Source organism: Pseudomonas sp. MDV22-iso1, from assembly GCF_058145095.1.
The window spans coordinates 204,053-226,657 of the sequence record NZ_JBYVMF010000002.1; the positions used below are offsets into that span (position 1 = coordinate 204,053).

24 protein-coding genes are annotated in these 22,605 nt (G+C 59.7%); 14 read left to right on the forward strand and 10 right to left on the reverse strand.

The window, feature by feature from the left end; genetic code table 11:
- Positions 1-2: 2 nt before the first annotated feature.
- Genes AC3ZVB_RS03270 through lptM form a run of 4 tightly spaced genes read right to left on the reverse strand, consistent with a single transcriptional unit; the run spans position 3 to position 3,007 of the window.
- On the reverse strand, positions 3-728 hold the full coding sequence (locus AC3ZVB_RS03270; protein WP_162436685.1) for a DUF484 family protein: 726 nt from the start codon (positions 726-728) through the stop codon (positions 3-5).
- A 13-nt stretch (positions 729-741) separates the two neighbouring features.
- Positions 742-1,572 (reverse strand): diaminopimelate epimerase, encoded by an 831-nt coding sequence (gene dapF, locus AC3ZVB_RS03275; protein WP_194690948.1) that lies wholly within the window; start codon positions 1,570-1,572, stop codon positions 742-744.
- A 4-nt stretch (positions 1,573-1,576) separates the two neighbouring features.
- Entirely contained in the window at positions 1,577-2,824 is a 1,248-nt protein-coding gene (gene lysA / locus AC3ZVB_RS03280; protein WP_052964521.1) for a diaminopimelate decarboxylase, read from the reverse strand.
- Between the two features lie 9 nt (positions 2,825-2,833).
- Complete coding sequence (gene lptM, locus AC3ZVB_RS03285; protein WP_162436687.1) at positions 2,834-3,007, reverse strand: LPS translocon maturation chaperone LptM; 174 nt, start codon at positions 3,005-3,007, stop codon at positions 2,834-2,836.
- 387 nt (positions 3,008-3,394) lie between these two features.
- Here lptM and cyaY point away from each other — a divergent pair, with 387 nt between their 5' ends.
- The 3 genes from cyaY to rnk all read left to right on the forward strand — a co-directional run bounded on the left by cyaY (position 3,395) and on the right by rnk (position 4,517).
- Positions 3,395-3,727, forward strand: coding sequence for an iron donor protein CyaY (gene cyaY / locus AC3ZVB_RS03290; RefSeq protein WP_162436688.1), 333 nt, complete (start codon positions 3,395-3,397; stop codon positions 3,725-3,727).
- 4 nt (positions 3,728-3,731) lie between these two features.
- Positions 3,732-3,950 (forward strand): DUF1289 domain-containing protein, encoded by a 219-nt coding sequence (locus AC3ZVB_RS03295; protein WP_194690950.1) that lies wholly within the window; start codon positions 3,732-3,734, stop codon positions 3,948-3,950.
- Positions 3,951-4,106: 156 nt separating this feature from the next.
- On the forward strand, positions 4,107-4,517 hold the full coding sequence (rnk, locus tag AC3ZVB_RS03300; RefSeq protein ID WP_162436690.1) for a nucleoside diphosphate kinase regulator: 411 nt from the start codon (positions 4,107-4,109) through the stop codon (positions 4,515-4,517).
- A gap of 6 nt (positions 4,518-4,523) precedes the next feature.
- Here rnk and AC3ZVB_RS03305 read toward each other — a convergent pair whose 3' ends face one another.
- The 3 genes from AC3ZVB_RS03305 to AC3ZVB_RS03315 form a co-directional block, all read right to left on the reverse strand.
- Positions 4,524-7,361, reverse strand: coding sequence for a class I adenylate cyclase (locus AC3ZVB_RS03305; protein ID WP_490145768.1), 2,838 nt, complete (start codon positions 7,359-7,361; stop codon positions 4,524-4,526).
- 207 nt (positions 7,362-7,568) lie between these two features.
- A complete protein-coding gene (locus AC3ZVB_RS03310) occupies positions 7,569-7,814 on the reverse strand; it encodes a TIGR02647 family protein (protein WP_162436692.1) in 246 nt (81 codons plus the stop codon).
- 228 nt (positions 7,815-8,042) lie between these two features.
- On the reverse strand, positions 8,043-8,327 hold the full coding sequence (locus tag AC3ZVB_RS03315) for a hypothetical protein (RefSeq protein WP_008150274.1): 285 nt from the start codon (positions 8,325-8,327) through the stop codon (positions 8,043-8,045).
- A 125-nt stretch (positions 8,328-8,452) separates the two neighbouring features.
- Here AC3ZVB_RS03315 and AC3ZVB_RS03320 point away from each other — a divergent pair, with 125 nt between their 5' ends.
- Complete coding sequence (locus tag AC3ZVB_RS03320; RefSeq protein ID WP_490145769.1) at positions 8,453-9,112, forward strand: glutathione S-transferase family protein; 660 nt, start codon at positions 8,453-8,455, stop codon at positions 9,110-9,112.
- Between the two features lie 107 nt (positions 9,113-9,219).
- Here the strand turns inward: AC3ZVB_RS03320 and argH are convergent, their stop codons facing one another.
- Positions 9,220-10,614, reverse strand: a complete 1,395-nt coding sequence (gene argH / locus AC3ZVB_RS03325) for an argininosuccinate lyase (RefSeq protein ID WP_194690953.1) — start codon at positions 10,612-10,614, stop codon at positions 9,220-9,222.
- A 461-nt stretch (positions 10,615-11,075) separates the two neighbouring features.
- On the opposite strand from argH, the gene AC3ZVB_RS03330 reads away from it, so the two are divergent.
- The 7 genes from AC3ZVB_RS03330 (at position 11,076) to rsd (ending at position 17,490) form a co-directional block, all read left to right on the forward strand.
- Positions 11,076-11,822 carry a LytR/AlgR family response regulator transcription factor gene (locus tag AC3ZVB_RS03330; protein WP_162436695.1) on the forward strand — a complete coding sequence of 249 codons (747 nt, stop codon included), beginning with the start codon at positions 11,076-11,078 and terminating at the stop codon, positions 11,820-11,822.
- 138 nt (positions 11,823-11,960) lie between these two features.
- Positions 11,961-12,902 carry a hydroxymethylbilane synthase gene (gene hemC, locus AC3ZVB_RS03335; RefSeq protein ID WP_162436696.1) on the forward strand — a complete coding sequence of 314 codons (942 nt, stop codon included), beginning with the start codon at positions 11,961-11,963 and terminating at the stop codon, positions 12,900-12,902.
- Positions 12,899-13,666 carry a uroporphyrinogen-III synthase gene (locus AC3ZVB_RS03340; protein WP_490145770.1) on the forward strand — a complete coding sequence of 256 codons (768 nt, stop codon included), beginning with the start codon at positions 12,899-12,901 and terminating at the stop codon, positions 13,664-13,666. The genes hemC and AC3ZVB_RS03340 overlap by 4 nt, the downstream gene beginning before the upstream one ends.
- Positions 13,667-13,682: 16 nt before the next feature.
- Positions 13,683-14,837, forward strand: coding sequence for a uroporphyrinogen-III C-methyltransferase (locus AC3ZVB_RS03345; RefSeq protein WP_162436698.1), 1,155 nt, complete (start codon positions 13,683-13,685; stop codon positions 14,835-14,837).
- Positions 14,834-16,072 carry a heme biosynthesis protein HemY gene (locus AC3ZVB_RS03350; RefSeq protein ID WP_162436699.1) on the forward strand — a complete coding sequence of 413 codons (1,239 nt, stop codon included), beginning with the start codon at positions 14,834-14,836 and terminating at the stop codon, positions 16,070-16,072. Before AC3ZVB_RS03345 ends, AC3ZVB_RS03350 begins: the two co-directional genes overlap by 4 nt.
- A 229-nt stretch (positions 16,073-16,301) precedes the next feature.
- Positions 16,302-16,853 carry a disulfide bond formation protein B gene (locus tag AC3ZVB_RS03355; protein ID WP_162436700.1) on the forward strand — a complete coding sequence of 184 codons (552 nt, stop codon included), beginning with the start codon at positions 16,302-16,304 and terminating at the stop codon, positions 16,851-16,853.
- A gap of 178 nt (positions 16,854-17,031) precedes the next feature.
- On the forward strand, positions 17,032-17,490 hold the full coding sequence (gene rsd, locus AC3ZVB_RS03360; protein ID WP_490145863.1) for a sigma D regulator: 459 nt from the start codon (positions 17,032-17,034) through the stop codon (positions 17,488-17,490).
- A gap of 58 nt (positions 17,491-17,548) precedes the next feature.
- Here rsd and AC3ZVB_RS03365 read toward each other — a convergent pair whose 3' ends face one another.
- A complete protein-coding gene (locus AC3ZVB_RS03365; RefSeq protein WP_162436701.1) occupies positions 17,549-18,214 on the reverse strand; it encodes an FKBP-type peptidyl-prolyl cis-trans isomerase in 666 nt (221 codons plus the stop codon).
- A 192-nt stretch (positions 18,215-18,406) separates the two neighbouring features.
- Between AC3ZVB_RS03365 and AC3ZVB_RS03370 the strand changes: the two genes are divergently transcribed.
- Complete coding sequence (locus tag AC3ZVB_RS03370) at positions 18,407-19,522, forward strand: AlgP family protein (RefSeq protein WP_490145771.1); 1,116 nt, start codon at positions 18,407-18,409, stop codon at positions 19,520-19,522.
- Here AC3ZVB_RS03370 and AC3ZVB_RS03375 read toward each other — a convergent pair.
- Positions 19,519-19,983, reverse strand: coding sequence for a TIGR02444 family protein (locus AC3ZVB_RS03375; protein WP_490145772.1), 465 nt, complete (start codon positions 19,981-19,983; stop codon positions 19,519-19,521). The genes AC3ZVB_RS03370 and AC3ZVB_RS03375 overlap by 4 nt on opposite strands.
- Positions 19,984-20,033: 50 nt before the next feature.
- On the opposite strand from AC3ZVB_RS03375, the gene AC3ZVB_RS03380 reads away from it, so the two are divergent.
- Positions 20,034-21,944, forward strand: a complete 1,911-nt coding sequence (locus tag AC3ZVB_RS03380) for an ATP-binding cassette domain-containing protein (protein ID WP_194690960.1) — start codon at positions 20,034-20,036, stop codon at positions 21,942-21,944.
- A complete protein-coding gene (locus tag AC3ZVB_RS03385; RefSeq protein WP_162440478.1) occupies positions 21,944-22,525 on the forward strand; it encodes a mechanosensitive ion channel family protein in 582 nt (193 codons plus the stop codon). Before AC3ZVB_RS03380 ends, AC3ZVB_RS03385 begins: the two co-directional genes overlap by 1 nt.
- Positions 22,526-22,605: the final 80 nt, after the last annotated feature.

Here is a 22,605-nt window from a genome sequence, read left to right on the forward strand (position 1 = left end):
GGTTAACGTACCGAGCGCAGGGAGTTGTTGACCCGTGGCAGCACGCGACCCATGACTTCAGCGATGTAGCTCAGGAACAGCGTACCCACGGAGCTCTTGTAGTGCTGTGGGTCGCGGCTGGCGATCGCGAGCACACCGTGGATGCCTTGATAGCTGATGGCGACGACGGCGGTGGAGCCGATCTGCTTGCGCTGCTCTTCACCGAACAGGAAGTCCAGCTCATGCTCGCGCAGGCTGCCGCTGACACTTTTGTCTTCCGAGAGCAGGCCGCCAATGGCTGTCTGCGCGTCGGCATGAGTGACCCAGCGGCCGACCGGCATCGGGTTGTCACCGAGCAGGATCAGGCTGACAAAGGGCACCTGGAAGTCCTGGCGCAAGCTGTCTTCGACGCTGATCACCACGTCTTCAAGGCTATTGGCGTCCATCAGCGCGAGTATCAGGCGGCGGGTCTTGTCGAAGAGGCGATCGTTGTCGCGGGCGACGTCCATCAAATGCGAGAGGCGGTGACGCAACTCGATGTTGCGGTCGCGCAGGATGGTCATCTGGCGTTCGACCAGCGAGATGGTGTCCCCTCGCTGATGCGGAATGCGCAAGGACGGTAGCAGTTCTTCGTGCGCGACGAAAAAGTCCGGATGAGCCTCCAGGTACGCGGCAATCGCCGCCGCCTCAAGGCTTTCGGAAGGGGATTCGTCGGGCTGTAGGGCGGGAACCTGGGGCTTGTCGGTCATGGGTTTGACTCACTCAAAGACGTACTTGTCCTTCGTAAACACGAACTGCCGGGCCGGTCATCATCACCGGTTGGCCAGGGCCTGCCCATTCAATGGACAGACGCCCGCCGGGCAGGTCGATCAATAGCGGCGAATCCATCCACCCCTGGCTGATCGCGGCCACTGCGGCCGCACACGCGCCGGTTCCGCAAGCCTGGGTTTCCCCGGCCCCGCGTTCCCAGACACGCAGTTGCGCGCGGTTACGGTCGATGACCTGAAGAAAACCAACATTGACCCGTGCCGGGAAGCGCGGGTGGTGTTCGATTTTCGGTCCCAGCTCATGCACCGGCGCATTGTTGATGTCGCTGACCCGCAGCACCGCATGGGGGTTACCCATGGACACGGCGGCCAGTTCGACCGGCGTGCCATCGACATCGATCTGGTAGCTCACGGCCTGTTCTGGCGCATCGAACGGGATGTCGGCCGGCACCAGGCGTGGCGCACCCATGTTCACACCAATCTGGCCGTCGCTGCGGATATCCAGTTCGATGATGCCGCTTTTGGTCTCGACGCGGATCTGCCGTTTCGCGGTCAGGCGCTTGTCGAGTACGAAGCGGGCGAAACAGCGCGCGCCGTTGCCGCACTGTTCCACTTCGGAGCCGTCTGAATTGAAGATCCGATAACGGAAATCCACATCCGGATTGCTCGGTGCTTCGACAATCAGCAATTGGTCAAAACCGATACCGGTGTGCCGATCGCCCCATTGCTTGGCATGCTTGGGCAGGATGTGCGCGTGCTGGCTGACCAGGTCGAGGACCATGAAGTCATTACCCAAGCCGTGCATCTTGGTAAAACGCAGCAGCATGGTTTTACTCCGGCAGCAGGCTTTCGCCAGCAAACAACTCGGCTACCGTCTCACGGCGACGCACTTCAAATGCCTGATCACCGTCCACCAGCACTTCTGCGGCGCGGCCGCGAGTGTTGTAGTTGGAACTCATGACAAACCCATAGGCGCCGGCCGAATGCACAGCCAGCAGATCGCCTTCCTCCAGCGCAAGCTGACGGTCCTTGGCCAGGAAATCGCCGGTCTCGCAGATCGGGCCGACGATGTCGTAGGCACGTGCAGCGGAGTCGCGAGGGCGCACGGCGGTGACGTCCATCCAGGCCTGGTACAGCGCCGGGCGGATCAGGTCGTTCATGGCCGCATCGACGATGGCGAAGTCTTTGTGTTCGGTGTGCTTGAGGTACTCGACCTGGGTCAGCAGCACGCCGGCGTTGGCGACGATGAAGCGGCCCGGCTCGAACACCAGCGCCAGGTCACGACCGTCAAGACGCTCGCGCACGGCTTTGATGTAGTCGGCAGCCAGTGGCGGCTCTTCATCGCGATAACGCACGCCCAGGCCACCACCGAGGTCGATGTGGCGCAGGTAGATGCCGCAATCGCCGAGACGGTCGACCAGGCCCAGCAGGCGGTCGAGTGCATCGATGAACGGCGGCAGGGTGGTCAGTTGCGAACCGATGTGGCAATCGACGCCGACCACTTCCAGGTTAGGCAGTTGCGCGGCGCGGATGTACACGTCTTCGGCGTCGGCGATGGCGATGCCGAACTTGTTTTCTTTAAGACCGGTAGAGATGTACGGGTGAGTGCCGGCATCGACGTCCGGGTTGACGCGCAGCGAGATCGGCGCGCGAACGCCCAGCTCGGCGGCCACGACCTGAAGGCGTTCCAGTTCGTCGGTGGATTCGACGTTGAAGCAATGCACGCCGACTTCCAGGGCGCGACGCATGTCGTCACGGGTCTTGCCGACGCCGGAAAACACGATCTTGTCAGCGCTGCCGCCAGCGGCCAGCACACGTTCCAGCTCGCCACGGGAGACGATGTCAAAACCGGCGCCGAGGCGCGCCAGGACATTCAGTACACCCAGGTTGGAGTTGGCTTTGACTGCAAAGCAGACCAGGTGCGGCATGCCGGCCAGTGCATCGGCGTAAGCCAGGTACTGGGCTTCGATGTGTGCGCGCGAGTAAACGTAGGTCGGTGTGCCAAAGCGCTCGGCGATGGCGGACAGGGCAACACCTTCCGCGAACAGTTCACCGTCACGGTAGTTAAAAGCGTCCATGGCGTTCCCTTAGTAGACGTCGTGCTTGTGTGCTTTGGATGCAGGCTGCTGCTGCGACGACTTGGCCTGCTCGACCGGGTCCTGGCTATCGTCAGGCAGGTACAACGGGCCTTTTTGACCGCAGGCCGATACCAGGCAGGCAACCGCGAGGAGCGCAGCAAGGGAAGAGATCAGGCGCTTCATGGCGAAATCCTTGAAAATGCTTTAATTGCGCCGGAGTATACCGGCCACCCGTCAGCTTGCCTATGCGACGGGGCTCCCGTCCGGCGGGGCTTGTGCTTGGTGCCTGTCAGTTATGCGCAACCCCGTTGGAGCGGGCCTGTGGCGAGGTGATTTATCCCCGTTCGGCTGCGAAGCAGTCGCAAAACCGGTGAGTGCGATTTTTCTGATACACACCGGAGCCCGAAAATCAGGGCCGCTTCGCGACCCAACGGGGCGGTGCGACGTTTCGTTAAATCCCCTCGCCACAGGCTCGTTCCCACAAGTTCCGCGTTATCCTTTGCATTCACCGGGGCTCGGCCGTATCGTGCGGCGCTTGAGCCTGATCAGACACTTTTTGAGGTTGCCGTAATGAGTTTGACCGAAGCCCGTTTCCACGATCTGGTCGATGCTACCCAGCAAACGCTGGAGGATATTTTCGACGAGAGCGACCTGGATATCGACCTGGAAAGTTCGGCCGGTGTACTGACCGTGAAGTTCGAAAATGGCAGCCAGTTGATCTTCAGCCGTCAGGAACCTTTGCGTCAGTTGTGGCTGGCGGCCGTGTCGGGTGGTTTTCACTTTGACTACGACGCCGAGAGCGAGCGCTGGATGTGCGACAAGAGCGAAGAGCAGCTAGGCGAAATGCTGGAGCGCATCGTGGTCCAGCAGGCCGGTGTCGAACTTGATTTCGAAGGCTTGTGAGATCGTGACCCAGCCCGCCCCTGTTCGTCCGCCCAAGCCGCTTTACAGCAATGTCAGCCCGGCGGTGGCTTCGCCGTGCAGCGGTGTCTGTCGGCTGGACGAGCAAAAGGTCTGCCTGGGATGTTTTCGCCATGTCGAAGACATTCGCGAATGGCGCTCGGCAGACGACGACCGTCGCCGTGTCATTTGCGCCCAGGCGGCACAGCGCAAAACCTTGGCGTAATGATCCGCGTCGGGCCGTGGTCGCCCCTGGCTTGTATATTTATTGAGCTGTGATAGTGTCCGGATACACCTCAACTCATCGAGGTTCGTGAAAACCCCGCCTTTTTCTGGCGGGGTTTTGCTTTTTTCGTGCAGAAGAAAGGAGTCTGCCCTGATCATGACCGCACCTTCCATCACCCTTACCCGACTGGACGTACAACGTCTGGAGCGCCTGATCGACAGCCTGGATGACTCGCTGCCGGGCGTTATCGCGCTGCAAACCGAGCTGGATCGCGCCGATACTCTGGTCGGCCACGAAGATGTGCCCGCCGATGTCGTGACCATGAACTCCAAAGTCCATTGCCGTGAAGAAAGCAGCGGCAAGGACTATCACCTGACGTTGGTCTATCCCAAGGATGCCAATGCCGACGAAGGCAAGATCTCCATTCTGGCGCCTGTTGGCAGCGCGTTGCTCGGCCTCAAGGTCGGGCAGCACATCGATTGGCCAGCGCCTGGTGGCAAAACGCTGAAACTGACACTGCTTGAAGTCGAATCTCAGCCTGCCAATGGCGGCGACTTCCCGGAGTAAAACCGTTCAAAACTGCTCGAGCGCCTCGTTCAATGCGCGCTCCAGGTCAGACTTGTAGCGCAGATACACATTGCTTGAGCTCTGCCCGTCACCGAGCAGGCCCGTCAGGTCCAGATCGGTGATGTAGCAGCGATAGCGCTCCGTTTCGCGTCGCTGCTCGACAATCTCTCGGGCGACCACTTTGAACAATTGGTCGCCATGTTCCAGCTCTGAAAACTCCCGCTGATTGCAATACAAGGTGATGTGCACTTTCCCCGGCGCAGCTTTGCCGACGATGGCCTGCACGTCGTAAAACGGTTTGTTGGCGGGGGTTTGTGGGGCGGGTCGTGCTTCAACACGGCGAGCCCTGACCGGGCCCGATGGCAGCAATTGGTAATAAATGATATCCATCGGTTGAACGGTGTTCAGTGGCTGCAACGCGTCACGTCGATAAAGAATCGCCTGCAAGAACCGTTGCACCGGCACCAGCAAGCTTTGGTCGTCGTGATAGGGCAATCGCTGTTGCCACAGGGCATCGAATTCATCCAGCACGTACACATCGGCCTGATCGTCGTGAACCCGGTAAAACACCTGGATACAATCCGGCTGACCCATCGGCAGAATCAAGGCCAGATCCTGGTCTTCCAGCGCCATCGGATCCAGGTGCAGCGGGCTGTAGCGAGTTCGCTCGGCACCCAGGTAGTCGACCAGTGCCGGTAGCGTAGCGAGGGCGATGTGCTTGACCTGGCCGGGCACCAGTTCCATGACGTGGTAATGCTGCTGCACCTGAATCAGGTAACGATGATTGAGCTGGCTCAGCAGCAGGTTCTGCGCAGTGTCGAGGATGTCCTCAACCCGCTGCGCAATGAACTGCGCGCGGTTATGGCAGAAACAGCGTACGCGCAACTTCGGTTGTCGCGGCCCGTTCGGCAAGTTGTTGAGGTAATCGCGCAGGCAGTCGAGCAGCGCGTGCGGGCCATCGAAGCGGTTGACCAGCACTTCATTCCAGCTGTTCAGCGTGATCTGGTCCAGGGTTAACACCAGGTTTTCCCGGACACCGGCGTAACTCAGTGAGTCGGTGCGTTCGGTGGTCATCAGAATGTTCAGGTCGCGATGGTGCTTGAGCGGGTCAACGCCGACGTTGACCAGAATCAGCACCTCGCTGGGGACGCTGGCGCGCAGCAGCGGTTCTTCGGCGACGGTGGTCAGGGGCAGGGCGATGCTCTGTTGAAGGCTGCCGAGCAGGTTGAACAACTCGAACTCGCTCATATCGCTGCTGCCCGGATGCAAGGCCAGACGGGTGCTGCTGTCGATCACGCCGTTACGGTGGCACCAGGTCAACAGTTCCAGCAATTGGCGGCTGCGCTTGATCGGGGCGAAATGCTCCCACTCATGGGCAGTCAGGCTGCCGTTGTACAAGCCCCATTGGGTTTGTCCTGGTTCTTTCTTGTTCGCCGCGTACACCAGGGTGAGCGTGTCTTCGGCCAGGTCCGGTGCGATGCCCGGGTTGACGAATTCGACCTTGTTCGCCTTGCGCTCAAACGCTGCGTACAACCGTCGTCCCAGTACGTTAAGGTCACGCTTGTTAATCAGGCTGACGGTTTGTTCAGTGCGCGCGAATTGGGTCAGAAAGCGGTAGCTGTAATTCAACTCGCTCACCAGCGCCCGCCGCTCAGCGCTGACCTGGCGGACTTTCCACTGGCTACGGCTATCGAGCAAGGCCAGCTGGCGAGCGTCCCATTGCCATTCACGGGCCAGGCGTTCGAGCAGGGAACGCTGCCAGCTCGGGGTGCGGCTGCTGCCGGTGAGCTTGCGATTGACCTTCAAATACAGCGCACGGCGCACCAACTCCAGGCGTTCCAGCTCGCCACGGGCTGTAAGGTATTCCTCGATGCGTCGGTAGACCACGACATAAGGGTCCAGCTCGTCCAGGTCGAGCTGATTGGCGAAAACCGCTTGCTTGAAACGCAGGCTGAGGCAATGAACCCTGGGGTGTTCGCTGGCGTAGACCTCGATCAACAGCAGCTTGAGCACTGATTTGTAGGGCGATTCGATGCCCTTGAACAGCTGCCAGAGCCCGGCACCGATGAATTCGCCGGGAGGGATGTAGGCCAAGTGCCCGAGGTCCAACGTTTCATCGGCGCGAATGAATCGCTTCGACATCAGCGTGTGGGTATACCGGTCGTAACTCGCTTCTTCGTAGACCGGCACCAGCCACCAGATCGGCGTACGTCCGGCCAGCCAGATCGCGGTGCGGTAAAACTCGTCGAGCAACAGGTAGTGCTGGCTTGTGCCGCAATCCTCGGAGCTGAGTTGTGTGTCACGCTCGCCGCGAACAAAGCGCGGCGCGTCGATTAAAAAGAAGTGCGCCTCGGCACCCTGGCTGGCCGCCCAGACCTCCAGGAGTTGGCATTTTTTGCGCAGCTCGTTGAGTTCGTTCTCGCCGAGATCCGTTGCGTGGCAGACCCAGACGTCCATATCGCTCTGATCAGCCTGAGCCAGCGTGCCGAGGCTGCCCATCAGGAACAGGCCGTGAATCGGTCGCGGCGGGTTGCTGCCATGACGCGGCTTGTAGGAAAACGATCGGGTCAGGCGCTGGGCTTCTGCGAGGGTATTGGCCTCAGGTTCGTAGTTCGATAAACCGGCCGGTGTACTGCTGGAGACATAACCGGGCAGCAGCGGATGATTAACGTGGAAGAACAGCGGCAGGAGTGCCAGCACGGTTTGTTGGCGGGTCGACAAACCTTCCATGGCGCGGGCCATGCGGCCTTCGTTGAGCTTCAGAAAACGGGCGCGCAGCTGGCTCAATACCTTGCGGTCGATTCCTTCGTCCAGGTCGGGGCGGATTTCATGGTTGCGGGTCATGTCAGCTCAAACCGGCTCGCGAGGCACGGACGTAGGTGGTCTCAAGGATGAGGGGCAGTTTAGCGCCTCGGTCCCGGGACTTTTTAGCTGATTTTGTATTTCTGGCGTCAGATTTTTATCGCAGGGCGACGGCAGATAACAGGGCAGGTACGAAACAGGCCCGCGGAAATCCCGTGACAGGGGTTCCCGTGGGCGATGCAGTGCGTATCAGGCAGTTTCTTCTACGTTCAAAATCGTCAGTACGGTTTGCACATTTTGCGCAGCGTCACGACCCAGGCTGGTCAGATAACCGCCATCGGGTTGGTCGATCAGGTCTTTCTCATACAGGCGTCGAGCAGCGGCGATGGCTTTCGGGGCAGCGGTCTGATGGATTTTCAAACCTTCCTGGGAGCTGTCCAGGGGGAAGAGTGCGAGGATTTCCAGTTCGGCAACCAACTCAGGGGTAAACGACATAAGGACTCCAGACTTTCTAGGAATTGGACGACAGCGCCCCTAAGGTGATCCCACTCGTGCGGCATGTCCAGTGCTCGCGACAGGGTTTTTCACCTGGGGCAGCATTCCCCGGCAGGTAGGGCGGCAGCGGGGTGCGTACCAGTGTAGTCAGGGTCTTGGGGAAGGCAGGTTTGATTGGTGACAATCTGTGTGGGAGCGGGCATTTGCCGCGCCCACACGGGGATTGGCTTACTTCTTTTCTGGCGGCAATTCCGGCAATGCACGCAACGCTGCTTCGTACCATTCGGTATTGAACGCGCGGTCTTCTTCCAGGATTGCGTCGATTTCTACCGCCAATACGTGGGCCATCAAGTTCAGGATTTCTTCACGCTCGTAACCCACCAGGGTCAGTTTGTTGAAGGTTGCTTTGGCCGCCGGCGGGTTGTCGCTTTCGATCTGGTTTTCGATTGCTTCAACCAGGGTGTTCTCGGCGAACTCTTCTTCGTCAATCTCGATATCAGTTGGCTCGCTCATGGCAGGCTCCTCAAGTTAAGACGGGCAGTTTACCTGCATTCAGCGTCGTGATGCTGCTGGCAGAAACAGCTTCGGCGTTCTATAAAACAGGCACTGCCAACCCCGCACGGCCTGGAGGCTTTGTGATGCTCAAGCTTTATGGATTTTCCGTCAGCAACTACTACAACATGGTCAAACTGGCACTGCTGGAAAAAGGGCTGCCGTTTGAAGAAGTACCGTTCTATGCGGGCACCAGCCCCGAAGCGCTGGCGATCAGCCCGCGTGGCAAGGTACCTGTTCTGGAGGTCGAGCAAGGTTTCATCAATGAAACCAGTGTGATTCTCGAATACATCGAGCAAAGCCAGGCAGGCGTGCCGCTGTTACCGACCGATCCTTTTGAGCGGGCGCAGGTGCTGGCCCTGGCCAAGGAAATCGAGCTGTACATCGAACTCCCGGGGCGAGCCTCCTACGGCGAGGCATTTTTTGGCATGCCCCTGCCGGATGCGATCAAGGAGAAGACCAAGGCTGAGCTACTGCTGGGATTCGCCTCGTTGGGCAGGCATGGCAAGTTCGCCCCTTATGTCGCAGGGGAAAGCTTGAGTGTGGCGGATTTGTATTTTCTGTACAGCGTGCCGCTGGCTTGCGCGGTGGCGAAGAAGCTGTTTGATCTGGATCTGCTGGCTGAGATGCCGGCGGCGAAAGCGCTGCTGGAGCGTTTGGAGCAGAACCCGAACGTGCAGCGAATCGCGAAAGACAAGGACGCGGCGATGCCGGCGTTTATGGCGATGGTTGCGTCCAAGAAATGAGTTTTGCCGTGTTGTGAAGTCAGCCATCGCGAGCAGGCTCAATACCACACTGGATTCAAGGTGTTCACCATCAATCCAATGTGGGAGTGAGCTTGCCCGCGATGCTTTTAGCGGCTGGCGAGTAGTGCCTGACCGCGTGCCACAGCCTTCTTGACCTGCGCCGGCGCAGTACCGCCGATATGGTCACGGGCATTCACCGAGCCTTCCAGGGTCAGCACCGCGAACACGTCCTGGTCAATCTGGTCGCTGAACTTGCGCAGTTCTTCCAGGCTCATTTCCGCCAGGTCTTTCCCGCTTTCCACGCCGTACTTCACGGCATGGCCAACGATTTCGTGGCAATCGCGGAACGGCAGGCCACGGCGAACCAGGTAGTCGGCGAGGTCGGTCGCGGTGGAGAAACCGCGCAACGCCGCTTCACGCATGATCGCGTGTTTCGGTTTGATCGCCGGGATCATGTCGGCAAACGCCCGCAGCGAGTCGCGCAACGTGTCGGCGGCATCGAACAGCGGCTCTTTATCTTCCTGGTTGTCCTTGTTGTAGGCCAATGGCTGGCCTTTCATCAGGGTCAGCAAGCCCATCAGGGCGCCGAATACGCGGCCAGTCTTGCCTCGCACCAGCTCAGGAACGTCCGGGTTTTTCTTTTGCGGCATGATCGAGCTGCCGGTGCAGAAGCGGTCTGGCAGATCGATGAACTGGAACTGGGCGCTGGTCCACAGGACCAGTTCTTCGGAGAATCGCGACAAGTGCATCATCGCGATACTCGCAGCCGAGCAGAATTCGATGGCGAAGTCGCGATCCGACACGTTGTCCAGAGAATTGCCGCCGACCGCGTCGAAGCCCAACAGCTGAGCCGTGTACTCACGGTCGATCGGGTAGGTGGTGCCCGCGAGTGCAGCGCTGCCCAGCGGCATGCGGTTGGTGCGCTTGCGGCAGTCCACCAGGCGCTCATAGTCGCGGCTGAGCATCTCGAACCAGGCCAGCATGTGGTGCCCGAAGGTCACTGGCTGGGCGGTTTGCAGGTGAGTGAAGCCCGGCATGATGCTGCCGGCTTCGCGTTCGGCTTGTTCCAGCAAACCTTGCTGCAGGCGAGTGATCTCGGCCAGGATCAGGTCGATTTCGTCCCGCAGCCACAGGCGGATATCGGTAGCGACCTGGTCGTTACGGCTGCGGCCGGTGTGCAGTTTTTTACCGGTCACGCCGATCCGGTCGGTCAGGCGCGCTTCGATGTTCATGTGCACGTCTTCGAGGTCGATGCGCCAGTCGAACTGGCCGGCCTCGATTTCACCCTGAATGGTTTTCAGGCCATCGGTGATGCTGTCGCGCTCGGCATCGGTCAGCACGCCGACTTTGGCCAGCATGGTTGCGTGGGCGATCGAGCCCATGATGTCGTGGCGATACAGGCGCTGGTCGAAGGTGACGGAGGCGGTGAAGCGGGCGACGAAGGCGTCGACGGGTTCACTGAAGCGGCCGCCCCAGGACTGATTGGTCTTGTCAGTGCTCATGAATTCGCTCGTATCGGCTGGAAAAAAGTGACGTTGAAAGCTGTCGCGGATAATAACAGGGTTGCCAATCCTGTCGTTGACGCTGGTCGACAGGTTTTTTTCTCTCAGAGCGGTCCATACTCGGATCAGGGGTTGTCGTGATTTGCGCAACGATATTTTTCGATTGAGCAATATCGTCCCGGCAACCGTCTACAGTTGGACAGAAGGATCAGCGCACTTCCGGGCGCTGGAAAACGACTATAAGAAGAGGGGGTGTTCGTATTGTGTATCAGCAAACCCTACGGCGATGCCTCGCCAACGCGGGCCTGGGCCGCCAAACGCCCGGCAGATGAAAATTTAGCCGTCGTTCCAGCGGCACTTTTTGGCCCTCGCGCTAGTCTTAGCGTGGATCGCGGTGACGGACGTCACTTCACCTGTCTACGCTATCCTTGTGCGAGACTCACGCAGGAATCCAGCGCAATATGAATGTCCTGATCGTTGATGACGAACCCTTGGCCCGCGAGCGCCTGAGCCGAATGGTCGGCGAACTCGAGGGATACAGCGTCCTGGAGCCCAGCGCCACGAACGGCGAAGAAGCGTTGGCACTGATTGACAGCCATAAACCGGATATCGTGTTGCTCGATATCCGGATGCCAGGCCTCGATGGCCTGCAAGTGGCTGCGCGATTGTGCGAACGCGAAACCCCGCCCGCCGTGGTGTTTTGCACAGGGCCCGATGAATTTGCCGTGGAAGCCTTACAGGCCAGCGCCGTAGGCTATGTGGTGAAACCTGTGCGCACAGAACAACTTCATGAAGCATTAAAAAAAGCCGAGCGACCCAATCGCGTTCAGCTTGCAGCATTGACCCGTCCCGCCGCCGAAACTGGCAGTGGCCCACGCAGCCATATCAGCGCTCGCACTCGAAAGGGCATCGAGCTGATTCCGCTGGACCAGGTGGTTTATTTTATTGCGGATCACAAGTACGTGACCTTGCGCCACGAAGGCGGCGAGGTGTTGCTGGATGAGCCGCTCAAAGCGCTCGAGGATGAGTTTGGCGACCGATTTGTGCGTATTCATCGCAACGCACTGGTTGCCCGTGAACGCATCGAGCGTTTGCAGCGGACACCTCTGGGGCATTTTCAGCTGTTCCTCAAAGGCTTGAACGGTGATGCCTTGATCGTCAGTCGCCGCCATGTGGCAGGCGTTCGAAAGATGATGCAACAGCTTTAATCCGCTGCTCGTCGGCGTGTTGTGTACCCCATTGCAGGACATCCAGGGCCAGGGAGGCCACGCTGTTTCTGATACAAGTCAAAGCGGATTTGGCTGAGCTGTTATTATCCGCCGTATCTATTCAGTACGGATTGATCCATGTCCTCTCGCGAAATCCGCATCGCCACCCGCAAAAGTGCTCTCGCCCTGTGGCAGGCCGAATACGTCAAAGCCCGTCTGGAAGAAGCCCATCCGGGTCTGCTTGTGACGTTGGTACCCATGGTCAGTCGCGGCGACAAGCTGCTCGACTCGCCACTGTCGAAGATCGGTGGCAAAGGCCTGTTCGTCAAAGAACTGGAAACCGCGCTGCTGGAAAACGAAGCCGATATTGCCGTGCACTCCATGAAGGATGTGCCAATGGACTTCCCGGAAGGTCTTGGGCTGTTCTGCATTTGCGAGCGTGAAGATCCACGCGACGCATTCGTTTCCAACACGTTCGCCAGCCTTGAAGAACTCCCGCCAGGCAGCATCGTCGGTACGTCCAGCCTACGCCGCCAGGCTCAATTGCTGACCCGTCGCCCGGACCTGGAAATCCGTTTCCTGCGTGGCAACGTCAACACTCGGTTGGCCAAGCTCGATGCGGGTGAATACGACGCCATCATCCTTGCCGCTGCCGGCCTGATTCGCCTGGGCTTCGAAGACCGCATCACCTCAGCGATCAGTGTCGACGACAGCCTGCCCGCCGGCGGCCAGGGCGCAGTGGGCATTGAATGCCGCAGCGTTGATAGTGAGATTCACGCGCTGCTGGCCCCGCTGCATCATCTGGACACCGCCACCCGCGTGACCGCAGAACGAGCTCTCAACAAACATCTGAATGGCGGCTGCCAGGTGCCGATCGCCTGCTACGCCGTGCTTGAAGGCGAGCAGATCTGGTTGCGTGGCCTGGTGGGTGATCCGAGCGGCGGGCTGCTGCTCAGTGCCGAAGGCCGTGCACCGCGCAGTGATGCCGAGAACCTGGGCGTACGAGTCGCTGAAGACCTCTTGAGTCAGGGCGCCAACGACATTCTCAAGGCAGTCTACGGCGAGGCAGGTCACGAGTGACTGGCTGGCGCCTGCTGCTGACGCGTCCGGCGGATGAGTCGGCGGCGCTGAGCAGCGTTCTTGCCGACGCGGGGATTTTCAGCAGCAGCTTGCCGCTTCTGGACATAGCGCCGATGCCGGTCTCGGACACAATGCGCGAAGTGATTCAGGATCTGGATCGCTTCTGCGCAGTGATCGTAGTCAGCAAGCCCGCAGCCCGGATCGCGGTGAATCTGGTCAGCCAGTATTGTCCACAGACGCCCGCCTCGAAGTGGTTCAGCGTGGGGGCCGCGACTGCCCGGATTCTGGAAGACCATGGACTGGACGTCAGCTTCCCGCAGGAAGGTGATGACAGTGAAGCCTTGCTCGGGCTGGCCTCGTTGTCCGAGGCAATCACCCGGAACAATCCTCGTGTGTTGATCATGCGCGGGGAGGGCGGTCGGGAGTTGCTGGCTGAGCGTTTGCGCGAGCTTGGTGCTAGTGTCGAGTATCTGGAGTTGTACCGCCGCGAGCTGCCTCACTACCCACCGGGAACGCTTGCCGACCGGATTCAGGCGGAACGCTTGAACGGGCTGGTGGTCAGCAGTGGACAGGGTTTTGAGCACCTGCACCAATTGGCTGGCGATGCATGGCCGCAATTGGCGAGGTTGCCGTTGTTTGTTCCAAGCCCCAGGGTCGCCGAGCTGGCGTGCGCCGCCGGGGCCCAAATAGTTGTGGATTGTCGTGGCGCCAGTGCCGCGGCTTTGCTGACGGCGTTGCGGGAGCATCCCGAACCCGTTCTCTAATGCAAAGGATGGACACGTGAGCGAAACAGCCTTGCCAAAAGATGACGTCCTGCCGGTGCTCGACGCGCCAGGAGAAGCACCGGTTCAAACTGAACCACCCGCGCCAGTGGAGCGCCGTAGCAATGGGTTGGCAATCGTCGCTCTGCTGTTGGGCGCCGCCGGTGTCGCCGTCGGCGGCTGGGGAGTCTGGCAGGTGCGTCACCTGCAAGCCAACAACCAGCAGCAGCTTAGTCAGGTGCAGGCGTTGAACGATCAGGCTCAGAGCCTGAAACTCAATGAGCAGCGTCTGAGCGCCCGGCTTGAGCAGCTTCCCCCTGCTGACGAACTTGAAGCTCGCAACCGGCTGGTGACTCAGCTGCAAGGCGATCAGCAACGCCTGAACCAGCGCCTGGAAACAGTGCTCGGTGCCAGTCGCAAGGATTGGCGTCTGGCGGAGGCGGAGCACTTGCTGCGCCTGGCCAGCCTGCGTCTTTCTGCACTGCAAGACATCAGCAGCGCCCAGGCCCTGGTCCAGGGAGCGGATGAGATTTTGCGCGAGCAAAACGATCCGGGTTCCTTTGCAGCTCGTGAGCAAGTGGCCAAAACGCTGGTGGCGCTGCGCAGTACCGAGCAGCCTGATCGCACCGGTTTGTTCCTGCGCCTGGGGGCTCTGCGTGACCAGGTCATCAGCCTTACCGAGCTGGCGCCCGAGTACAAGGACCGTGGCGAATCGCTGCTGGGGCTGACCGCCGATGGCGATGGCGCCAGTCGCTGGGCTCAATGGTGGGACCAGATCTCGCGTTACATTCGCATCGATTTCAATGCCGACAAAAATGTCCGTCCGTTACTCGCAGGTCAGAGCCTGAGCCAGGTTCGCCTGGCGTTGAGCCTGGCGCTGGAGCAGGCACAATGGGCGGCGCTCAATGGTCAGGCGGCGGTTTACACTCAGGCGCTGGCCGAAGCGCGGGATGTCCTCAAGGGTAATTTCAACCCGGATAATCCCCAGAGCAAAGTGATGCTCGAGCAGGTTGGCGAACTGAGCAAGCAACCTGTCACTGTCGTCACACCGGACCTGACCGGCACACTGAGCGCAGTCCAGGGGTATCTGGAGCGGCGTAATGTGAACGCCGAGGACTCGATCAAACCGATGCCCAAGCCTGCCGCAGACACCGCGCAGGAGGCCACACCATGAAACGCCTCTATGTGATCGTGTTTCTGGTGATCGCTGCGGCGGCGGCACTTGGGTTGGCCATTGCCGAGCATTCCGGCTATGTCCTGATCGCCTACAAAAGCTTTCGTTTCGAGTCGAGCCTGTGGGCGACCCTGGCGCTGGTTGCGGTGCTCTGGCTGGTGTTCTGGGGCATCAAGGCGTTGATCGAGCTCGTGATGACCTCCAGTGGCGTGGTCAACCCGTGGTCGCGGCGTAATCGCAGCCGCCGGGTTCAGGTGGCCATCGAACACGGTCAACTTGATCTGGCGGAGGGTCGCTGGGCCAGCGCGCAGCGTCACCTTCATCGCGCTGCGGAAGCTGAGCGTCAACCGCTTCTTTACTACCTCGGCGCTGCCCGCGCCGCGAACGAGCAGGGCAAGTACGAAGAGAGCGATAACCTGCTCGAACGCGCGCTGGAGCGTCAGCCTCAGGCAGAGTTGGCCATTGCCCTGAACCATGCGCAACTGCAAACCGACCGTGGAGACACCGAAGGCGCACTCGCCACCCTGCAAGCCATGCACGAACGCCATCCGCATAACGTCCAGACTTTGCGTCAGTTGCAACGCCTGCATCAACAACGCGGCGATTGGTCTGCGGTGATTCGTCTGTTGCCAGAGCTGCGCAAGGACAAGGTTCTGCCCCCCTCCGAACTCGCAGAACTGGAGCGCCGAGCCTGGGGAGAAAATCTCTCGCTGGCCGCGCATCGGGAGGAAGACGGAACCGTCGGCTTGCAGTCACTCAATCGCGCCTGGCAGCAACTGACCTCGGCTCAGCGCCAGGAGCCGCAGTTGGTGCTCGCCTACGCAGAGCAATTGCGTCAACTGGGTGCTCAGGCTGAAGCCGAAGAAGTTTTGCGTACAGCGCTCAAGCGTAGCTATGACAGCCATTTGGCCAGATTGTATGGACTTGTTCGAGGCAATGATCCGGCTCGTCAACTGCAAACCGCCGAGGGCTGGCTCAAGGACCATCCGGCTGACCCGAGCCTGCTGCTGACGCTGGGACGCCTGTGTCTGCAAAGCAGCCTGTGGGGCAAAGCCCGAGACTATCTTGAGAGCAGTTTGCGAGTGCAGCGCAACCCTGAGGCCTGCGCTGAACTGGCGCGGCTGCTGGCACAGTTGGGCGATACCGAACGCAGCAATCAACTGTTCCAGGAAGGTTTGGGTCTACTGGATGAACGCTTGCTGGCAGCACCGCTCCCGGTACCAGTACACGCATGATTTTGTGATGAGGGAGCCCGCTCCCTCTTCAAAAAATTACCCCCAGCTGTCAGATTTATTCCCTTGTGGTCCTTTGCAGGAAACATCCTACAAAGGGCTACACCTGATCCTCCAGATCCTGTCGGCAATTCCCTCGACCTCTATAGCCCTGTCCCTGCTGGCATCCCTTGAAAGGTCGGCTCTCTTTCCTCTAACGTAAACGCTTGTCTCTTACTGTTACGGAAAAGCCATGTCTTTGGCCTGCTCACGATCCTTGTTTTTCATGGCGTTTATCGCGGGTGCTCTGGCGTTGGGCGTTTCCTATTACCTGGAATATGCGGTCGGCCTCAAGCCTTGCGGTTTGTGCCTCATGCAGCGAGGCAGCCTGGCGTTGTTAACCGGCTTTTGTCTGCTGGCTGCGGTGCAGGGGCCCGGGCGCCTCGGCACTTCCCTGTATTGGCTGCTTGTATCTATCTGCAGCTTGGGGGGGATGGTCACGGCTTGGCGGCAAGTGGTTTTGCAGAGTGATCCGCTGCGTTACTTGTCCGATTGCTCGTCCGGTCTGTCTGAGGTTTTCAAGGACGCACCCTGGTTGAGCAGGGTGGAGCAATTGTTCAGCGGCACCGCCGAGTGCGCGCAAATGTCCTGGACATTGTTCGACTTGAGTATCCCTGAATGGAGTTTGTTGTTCTTCGTCGCCGTGATGGTTTTAGCAGGCGCGCAGATGCAGCGACTGCTCTGGATCGCGTTTCGCCGACCACTCAGCGGCGAGTCGTCGCACCGGGCCCTGGCGGGCGATTAAACACTTGTATGAACTTTCTCTCCTGCGTACCTTGAAGCGATAGTCGCGCGGGCATAATCTGGCCCGCACGTGTCATTGGAATTATGTTGCTCGAATGACGCTCTGCCTGGCCGATCCTTGATCTTCAAGTGTGCGACAGGTGTAGGGCAGCATGACCCACAAGGGAAGAGAGATCACCATGCTCGAAAGTTGTCAGAATGCTCAAGAACGATGGGGTGGAGTGCATCTGCTGATCGATCGCTGGTTGCAGGAGCGTCACGAACTGGTTCGGGCCTATGATGCTCTCGGCGCCAAGCCTGAGGCTCTGGGCGAGAACCGAAAGCTGTTGCAGGAGTTCTGCGGAGTGCTGGTCGATTACGTATCGGCGGGGCATTTCGAGATCTACGAACAGTTGACCGGTGAGGCCAAGGCATTTGGCGATACTCGTGGGCTGGAGTTGGCCGAGACCCTCTACCCTCGTATCGACGTCATCACCGAGAAGCTGCTCGCGTTCAACGACCTGTGTGATGCCGGTCAATGTGTCGCTGAGAAATTCAAAGAGCTGGGTGGCTTGTTGCATGAACGCTTCGAACTGGAAGACTGCCTGATCGAAGTGCTGCACACCGCTCACAAGGAAGAGGATTCGGTTCAGGCCTGAATCTCTTCCCGCAAGATAAAACGGTGCGCTTTGCGCGCCGTTTTTTTGTGCCCGCCGTTTAACCCGTGGCGCCGCGTAATTCTACTTCGAACACCAAAGGAGTGAACGGCGCGATCAGGTCGCCGGCTCCGTCCGCGCCATAGGCTTGGGCTGACGGAATCACCAGACGCCATTTCGCGCCCACCGGCATATTCTGCAGGGCAGTGCGCCAACCAGTGATCACACTGTCGAGACTGAACCATTGCGGCTGACTGTTCTGATCGAACACCGAGCCATCGGGAAGGCGTCCGATGTACAGCACCTGCACTTTTCCGTTCGGTCCGGCTTTGGCGCCGGTGCCGGGTGTCAGCTCCGTCAGCAAAATTCCGTTCTCCAACTCACGAACACCCGGCTTGGCTTTTTCTTCGGTGAGAAATCGCTGCTCTCTTTCCAGTGCGACTTCGCTTTGCGGTATGGCCGGTTGCTCCGCGATCTGCGCTTCGTGCTCGGCCAGAATCTGATCGATCTGCTCGTCTTTCAGCGCCAGCGGCTTGCCTTGATACGCTTGCTGCAAGCCTTCCAGCAGCGCCTGCAGCTGCAAGTCCGGAACCTCTTGGCGAAGGCGTTCACCGAGGCTCGCACCCAGGCTGTACGCGAGATCATGGGCGTCATTTCCTGTGGGTTTTTCGGCAGCTTGCGCGACGGAAAAAAACACGCACAACGATAAAAAAAGGTAACGCGACATGGGCACTCTCCGGCCTGAGATGCGGCAGATTATGCCAGCGTAAATACGCTTAACGGTGAACTGGTTTTGCGTGGGCGCAGAAGATTTTCGATCCTTTGCAACGTAGTGCTTTCGATACTGTCAAGATGACCTAGCGGCGGTGTCTGCAGAGGTCTAGTATGAGCCGCACCCACGTCAGCCAGGAGGTAAACCATGTCGGCCACCAAGAAGCCAGTAAATACCCCGTTGCACTTACTCCAACAACTCTCGGGCAGCCTGCTCGAACATTTGGAAACCGCTTGTTCACAAGCCTTGGCTGATGCTGAAAAACTGCTCGCCAAACTGGAAAAGCAGCGCGGAAAAGCGCAGGAAAAACTGCACAAGTCCCGCACCAAATTGCAAGATGCGGCGTCCGCCGGAAAGGCCAAGGCACAGACTAAAGCCAAGGGTGCGGTGAAAGAACTTGAGGACCTGCTCGATGCCCTCAAGGATCGTCAATCCGAAACGCGTACCTACATTCTGCAACTCAAACGCGATGCTCAAGAAAGCCTGAAACTGGCCCAGGGCGTCGGTCGTGTGCAAGAGGCTGTCGGCAAGGCGTTGTCCCTGCGTTCAGCCAAGCCTGCTTCTGCACCTGCCAAGAAAGCCGCTGCCAAACCCGCTGCTGCAAAAGCACCGGTTAAAGCTGCCGCGAAAGCACCAGTGAAAGCTGCAACAAAACCTGCCGCCAAAACTGCTGCCGCCAAACCAGCTGCAAGAACTGCCGCTGCCAAACCTGCTGTGGCGAAAACAGCTGCTGCCAAACCAGCGGCCAAGCCAGCTGCAAAACCTGCTGCCAAACCAGTGGCTAAAACCGCTGCTGCGAAGCCGGCTGCCAAGGCCGCTGCAAAACCGGTAGCCGCAAAAACCGCTGCCAAGCCAGCGGCGAAACCGGCCGCTAAAACTGCTGCTGCGAAACCGGCTGCCAAGCCTGCCGCGAAACCTGTAGCGGCAAAAACCGCTGCCAAGCCGGCGGCAAAACCAGCTGCAAAACCAGCTGCTAAACCTGCTGCAAAAGCCGCGGCCAAGCCTGCCGCCAAGCCGGCTGCAAAAACTGCTGCTGCGAAACCGGCCGCCGCAAAACCGGCTGCAAAACCGGCTGCAAAACCTGCCGTGAAAAAACCGGCTGCTGCTGTGAAACCGACCGTTGCTCCTGCTGCCAAACCAGCAGCTGCAGCGCCGTCTGCTTCGGCTTCGACTGCTCCAGCCGCCACTACCTCGACTACCTCGCCGGCGCCAACGCCAGCCGCTTCGTCGAGCACCAGCACCACGCCGACCAGCGCTTCCTAAGTGCCGGTCGCCGCGACGCGCAGCTGATGCAGCGCGTCGCGGTCCAGGTTGGCGGTGTCCGCCGCGACACCTTCCAGCCAGGCCGATAAATCGGTCACCTCATCTTGCGGCCATCGCTGCGCCGTTTGCTCCAAACGCAGCAACAGGCGTCGCTCGGCTTCCAGTTCCAGCGCCTTCACTTTCTCGCGTAACGCATCCAGATCGGCATCTTCGGCCGCGGCGGCCTTCCATTGAGTACGCAAAGCACGAAGTGGCTGCACGACATCTGCGTCCCAATCCTCGGCTATGCGTCCAAGCTGCTGCAATCGCTGCTCACTGCATGCGACTTTCCGTTGATCCAGCCACAGCCCACAAAGCAGCAGGCACACGTTCGCACCCGCCGCCTGCAATTTCAGGCATGCCTGTTCAACGCCGGGTCGGGCGTACGTGGTAAGGGAAAAGCTCCACAGGTCAGAGGACATAGTGCTACTCGCGCCAGTTGCGAGCGAAGCTGGTAGACTCCGCCGCCATTATGATTCGACTTCAGAACCTGACTTTACAGCGTGGCCCTCAACGTCTGCTAGAAGACGCCGAGCTGACCCTGCACGCCGGCCACAAAGCCGGCCTCATCGGTGCCAACGGCGCCGGCAAATCGAGCCTGTTCGCCTTGCTACTGGGCGACCTGCACCCGGATTCGGGTGATTGCTTCTTGCCGGCGGACTGGCGCATCGCCCACATGCGCCAGGAGATCGACACCCTCGATCGCATCGCGGTCGACTACGTGCTCGATGGTGACCTGCGCCTGCGTGAGGTGCAACGTGACCTCGCCGCGGCCGAAGCGGCCCATGACGGTGCCGCTCAGGCCCGCCTGCACGCTGAACTCGACAGCGCCGACGGTTACACCGCCGACGCCCGGGCGCGCAAGCTGCTGGCCGGTCTGGGGTTCACCAACGATCAGATGGATCGTCAGGTTGGGGATTTCTCCGGTGGCTGGCGGATGCGTCTGAACCTGGCGCAGGCATTGATGTGCCCATCGGACCTGTTGTTGCTCGACGAACCAACCAACCACTTGGACCTCGACGCCATTATCTGGCTCGAAGAATGGCTGAAAAGCTATCCAGGCACCTTGATGCTGATTTCCCACGACCGGGATTTCCTCGATGCCGTGGTCGATCACGTGGCGCACGTCGATCAGCGCAAGATCACCTTGTATCGCGGTGGCTATAGCGCCTTCGAACGCGCCCGTGCCGAGCGTCTGGCTCAGCAGCAGCAGGCGTACGAGAAGCAGCAGGCGCAACGTGCGCACATGGAAAGCTACATCGCCCGCTTCAAGGCCCAGGCCACCAAGGCCCGTCAGGCGCAGAGCCGGATCAAGGCGCTGGAGCGGATGGAGGAATTGTCCGCCGCCCACGTTGATTCGCCGTTCGACTTCGTTTTCCGCGAGTCGCACAAGATTTCCAGCCCGTTGATTGACATCTCCGACGCTCGATTGGGTTACGGCGAGCGAGCCGTGCTGGAGAAGGTCAAGCTGCAACTGACCCCCGGTGCGCGTATCGGTTTGCTCGGTCCCAACGGTGCCGGTAAATCGACCCTGATCAAAAACCTTGCCGGTGAGCTCGAGCCGTTGTCCGGGCGCCTGACCCGTGGCGAGAACACCGTGGTTGGTTATTTTGCCCAGCATCAGCTGGACTCGCTCGACTCCAAGGCCAGCCCATTGCTGCACATGCAGCGACTGGCGCCGACCGAGCGCGAACAGACCCTGCGCGATTTCCTCGGTGGTTTCGACTTCCGTGGGGCGCGTATCGACGAGCCCGTCCTGAATTTCTCCGGTGGTGAGAAAGCCCGTCTGGCTTTGGCGTTGATCGCCTGGGGCCGGCCGAACCTGCTTCTGCTCGACGAACCCACCAACCACCTCGATCTGGAAATGCGTCTGGCACTGACCATGGCGCTGCAAGAGTTCTCGGGCGCGGTACTGGTGGTCTCCCACGATCGCCATCTGCTCAAAAGCACCACCGACAATTTCTACCTGGTGGCGGATGGCAAGGTCGAGGAGTTCGACGGCGACCTTGAGGACTACACCCGTTGGCTGGTGGATTATCGCCAGCGCAATGCGCCGGTCAGCAACACACCGGTCAATCCGGACAAGACCGACAAGAAGGCCCAACGTCAGGCTGCCGCCGCATTGCGTCAGCAACTGGCGCCGCACAAGCGCGAAGCGGACAAGCTTGAAGTCGAGCTGGGCAAACTTCACGAGAAACTGGCGAAGATCGATACCAGCCTTGGTGACAGTGATATTTACGAGCCGGCGCGCAAGAACGAATTGCGAGATCTGCTGGCTGAACAAGCCAGGCTGAAGGTGCGTGAAGCCGAGCTGGAGGAAGCCTGGATGGAAGCCCTCGAATTGCTCGAAAGCATGCAGGCGGAGCTGGAGGCGCTGTCCTGATGGAAGCGTTCAGGGTACCGCTGTCGGCTGTGTGGATCGAACCGATCTGGCTGGTTGTGCAGATTCTGCTGATCCTGTTGGCGGGTTACATCGCCCAGCGCTTTGTCGCCAAATGCCTGAACCGTCTGGGCGAGCGTTATCCGTTTCCACCACAGTTGCTGTTGCCGCTGCGAGGCGGTCTGCGCTGGCTGATCATGGGCAGTGCGCTGATCTTCGTGCTGGAACGACTCGGGGTATCGGCCACGGTGCTCTGGACGGCATTGTCCGGTTTCGTTGCCGTAGCAGCTGTGGCGTTCTTTGCCATGTGGAGCGTGCTCTCCAATCTGCTTTGCGCCATTTTGATCTTTACGGTCGGCCCGTTTCGCATCGGTGATGTGGTCGAGTTGGTGGACACCACCGACAAGCCGGGCGTCAAAGGTCGGGTGGTGGCAATCAACCTGCTCTACACCACGCTGATCGAGGCCGAAGAACTCGGTACCGGCAGCGCCATGGTGCAAGTACCCAATAGCCTGTTCTTCCAGCGCTCGGTTCGACGCTGGCGCGGAAGTGATGTGTTTCCTTCGAGCGGGTTTGAAAAATAGCTTTTCCGTTGCATGACATTCCGTCATCGCGGGCAGGCTCGCTCCCTCAAAGGGAGCGCGTCGATCACACATCCGCAATC

Excerpts from the sequence above, each read along its gene's own strand:
- AC3ZVB_RS03270 (WP_162436685.1), bottom strand. The coding sequence starts at position 728 with ATGACCGACAAGCCCCAGGTTCCCGCCCTACAGCCCGACGAATCCCCT.
- dapF (WP_194690948.1), bottom strand. The coding sequence starts at position 1,572 with ATGCTGCTGCGTTTTACCAAGATGCACGGCTTGGGTAATGACTTCATG.
- lysA (WP_052964521.1), bottom strand. The coding sequence starts at position 2,824 with ATGGACGCTTTTAACTACCGTGACGGTGAACTGTTCGCGGAAGGTGTT.
- lptM (WP_162436687.1), bottom strand. The coding sequence starts at position 3,007 with ATGAAGCGCCTGATCTCTTCCCTTGCTGCGCTCCTCGCGGTTGCCTGC.
- cyaY (WP_162436688.1), top strand. The coding sequence starts at position 3,395 with ATGAGTTTGACCGAAGCCCGTTTCCACGATCTGGTCGATGCTACCCAG.
- rnk (WP_162436690.1), top strand. The coding sequence starts at position 4,107 with ATGACCGCACCTTCCATCACCCTTACCCGACTGGACGTACAACGTCTG.
- AC3ZVB_RS03305 (WP_490145768.1), bottom strand. The coding sequence starts at position 7,361 with ATGACCCGCAACCATGAAATCCGCCCCGACCTGGACGAAGGAATCGAC.
- AC3ZVB_RS03310 (WP_162436692.1), bottom strand. The coding sequence starts at position 7,814 with ATGTCGTTTACCCCTGAGTTGGTTGCCGAACTGGAAATCCTCGCACTC.
- AC3ZVB_RS03315 (WP_008150274.1), bottom strand. The coding sequence starts at position 8,327 with ATGAGCGAGCCAACTGATATCGAGATTGACGAAGAAGAGTTCGCCGAG.
- AC3ZVB_RS03320 (WP_490145769.1), top strand. The coding sequence starts at position 8,453 with ATGCTCAAGCTTTATGGATTTTCCGTCAGCAACTACTACAACATGGTC.
- argH (WP_194690953.1), bottom strand. The coding sequence starts at position 10,614 with ATGAGCACTGACAAGACCAATCAGTCCTGGGGCGGCCGCTTCAGTGAA.
- AC3ZVB_RS03330 (WP_162436695.1), top strand. The coding sequence starts at position 11,076 with ATGAATGTCCTGATCGTTGATGACGAACCCTTGGCCCGCGAGCGCCTG.
- hemC (WP_162436696.1), top strand. The coding sequence starts at position 11,961 with ATGTCCTCTCGCGAAATCCGCATCGCCACCCGCAAAAGTGCTCTCGCC.
- AC3ZVB_RS03350 (WP_162436699.1), top strand. The coding sequence starts at position 14,834 with ATGAAACGCCTCTATGTGATCGTGTTTCTGGTGATCGCTGCGGCGGCG.
- AC3ZVB_RS03355 (WP_162436700.1), top strand. The coding sequence starts at position 16,302 with ATGTCTTTGGCCTGCTCACGATCCTTGTTTTTCATGGCGTTTATCGCG.
- rsd (WP_490145863.1), top strand. The coding sequence starts at position 17,032 with ATGCTCGAAAGTTGTCAGAATGCTCAAGAACGATGGGGTGGAGTGCAT.
- AC3ZVB_RS03365 (WP_162436701.1), bottom strand. The coding sequence starts at position 18,214 with ATGTCGCGTTACCTTTTTTTATCGTTGTGCGTGTTTTTTTCCGTCGCG.
- AC3ZVB_RS03370 (WP_490145771.1), top strand. The coding sequence starts at position 18,407 with ATGTCGGCCACCAAGAAGCCAGTAAATACCCCGTTGCACTTACTCCAA.
- AC3ZVB_RS03375 (WP_490145772.1), bottom strand. The coding sequence starts at position 19,983 with ATGTCCTCTGACCTGTGGAGCTTTTCCCTTACCACGTACGCCCGACCC.
- AC3ZVB_RS03380 (WP_194690960.1), top strand. The coding sequence starts at position 20,034 with ATGATTCGACTTCAGAACCTGACTTTACAGCGTGGCCCTCAACGTCTG.
- AC3ZVB_RS03385 (WP_162440478.1), top strand. The coding sequence starts at position 21,944 with ATGGAAGCGTTCAGGGTACCGCTGTCGGCTGTGTGGATCGAACCGATC.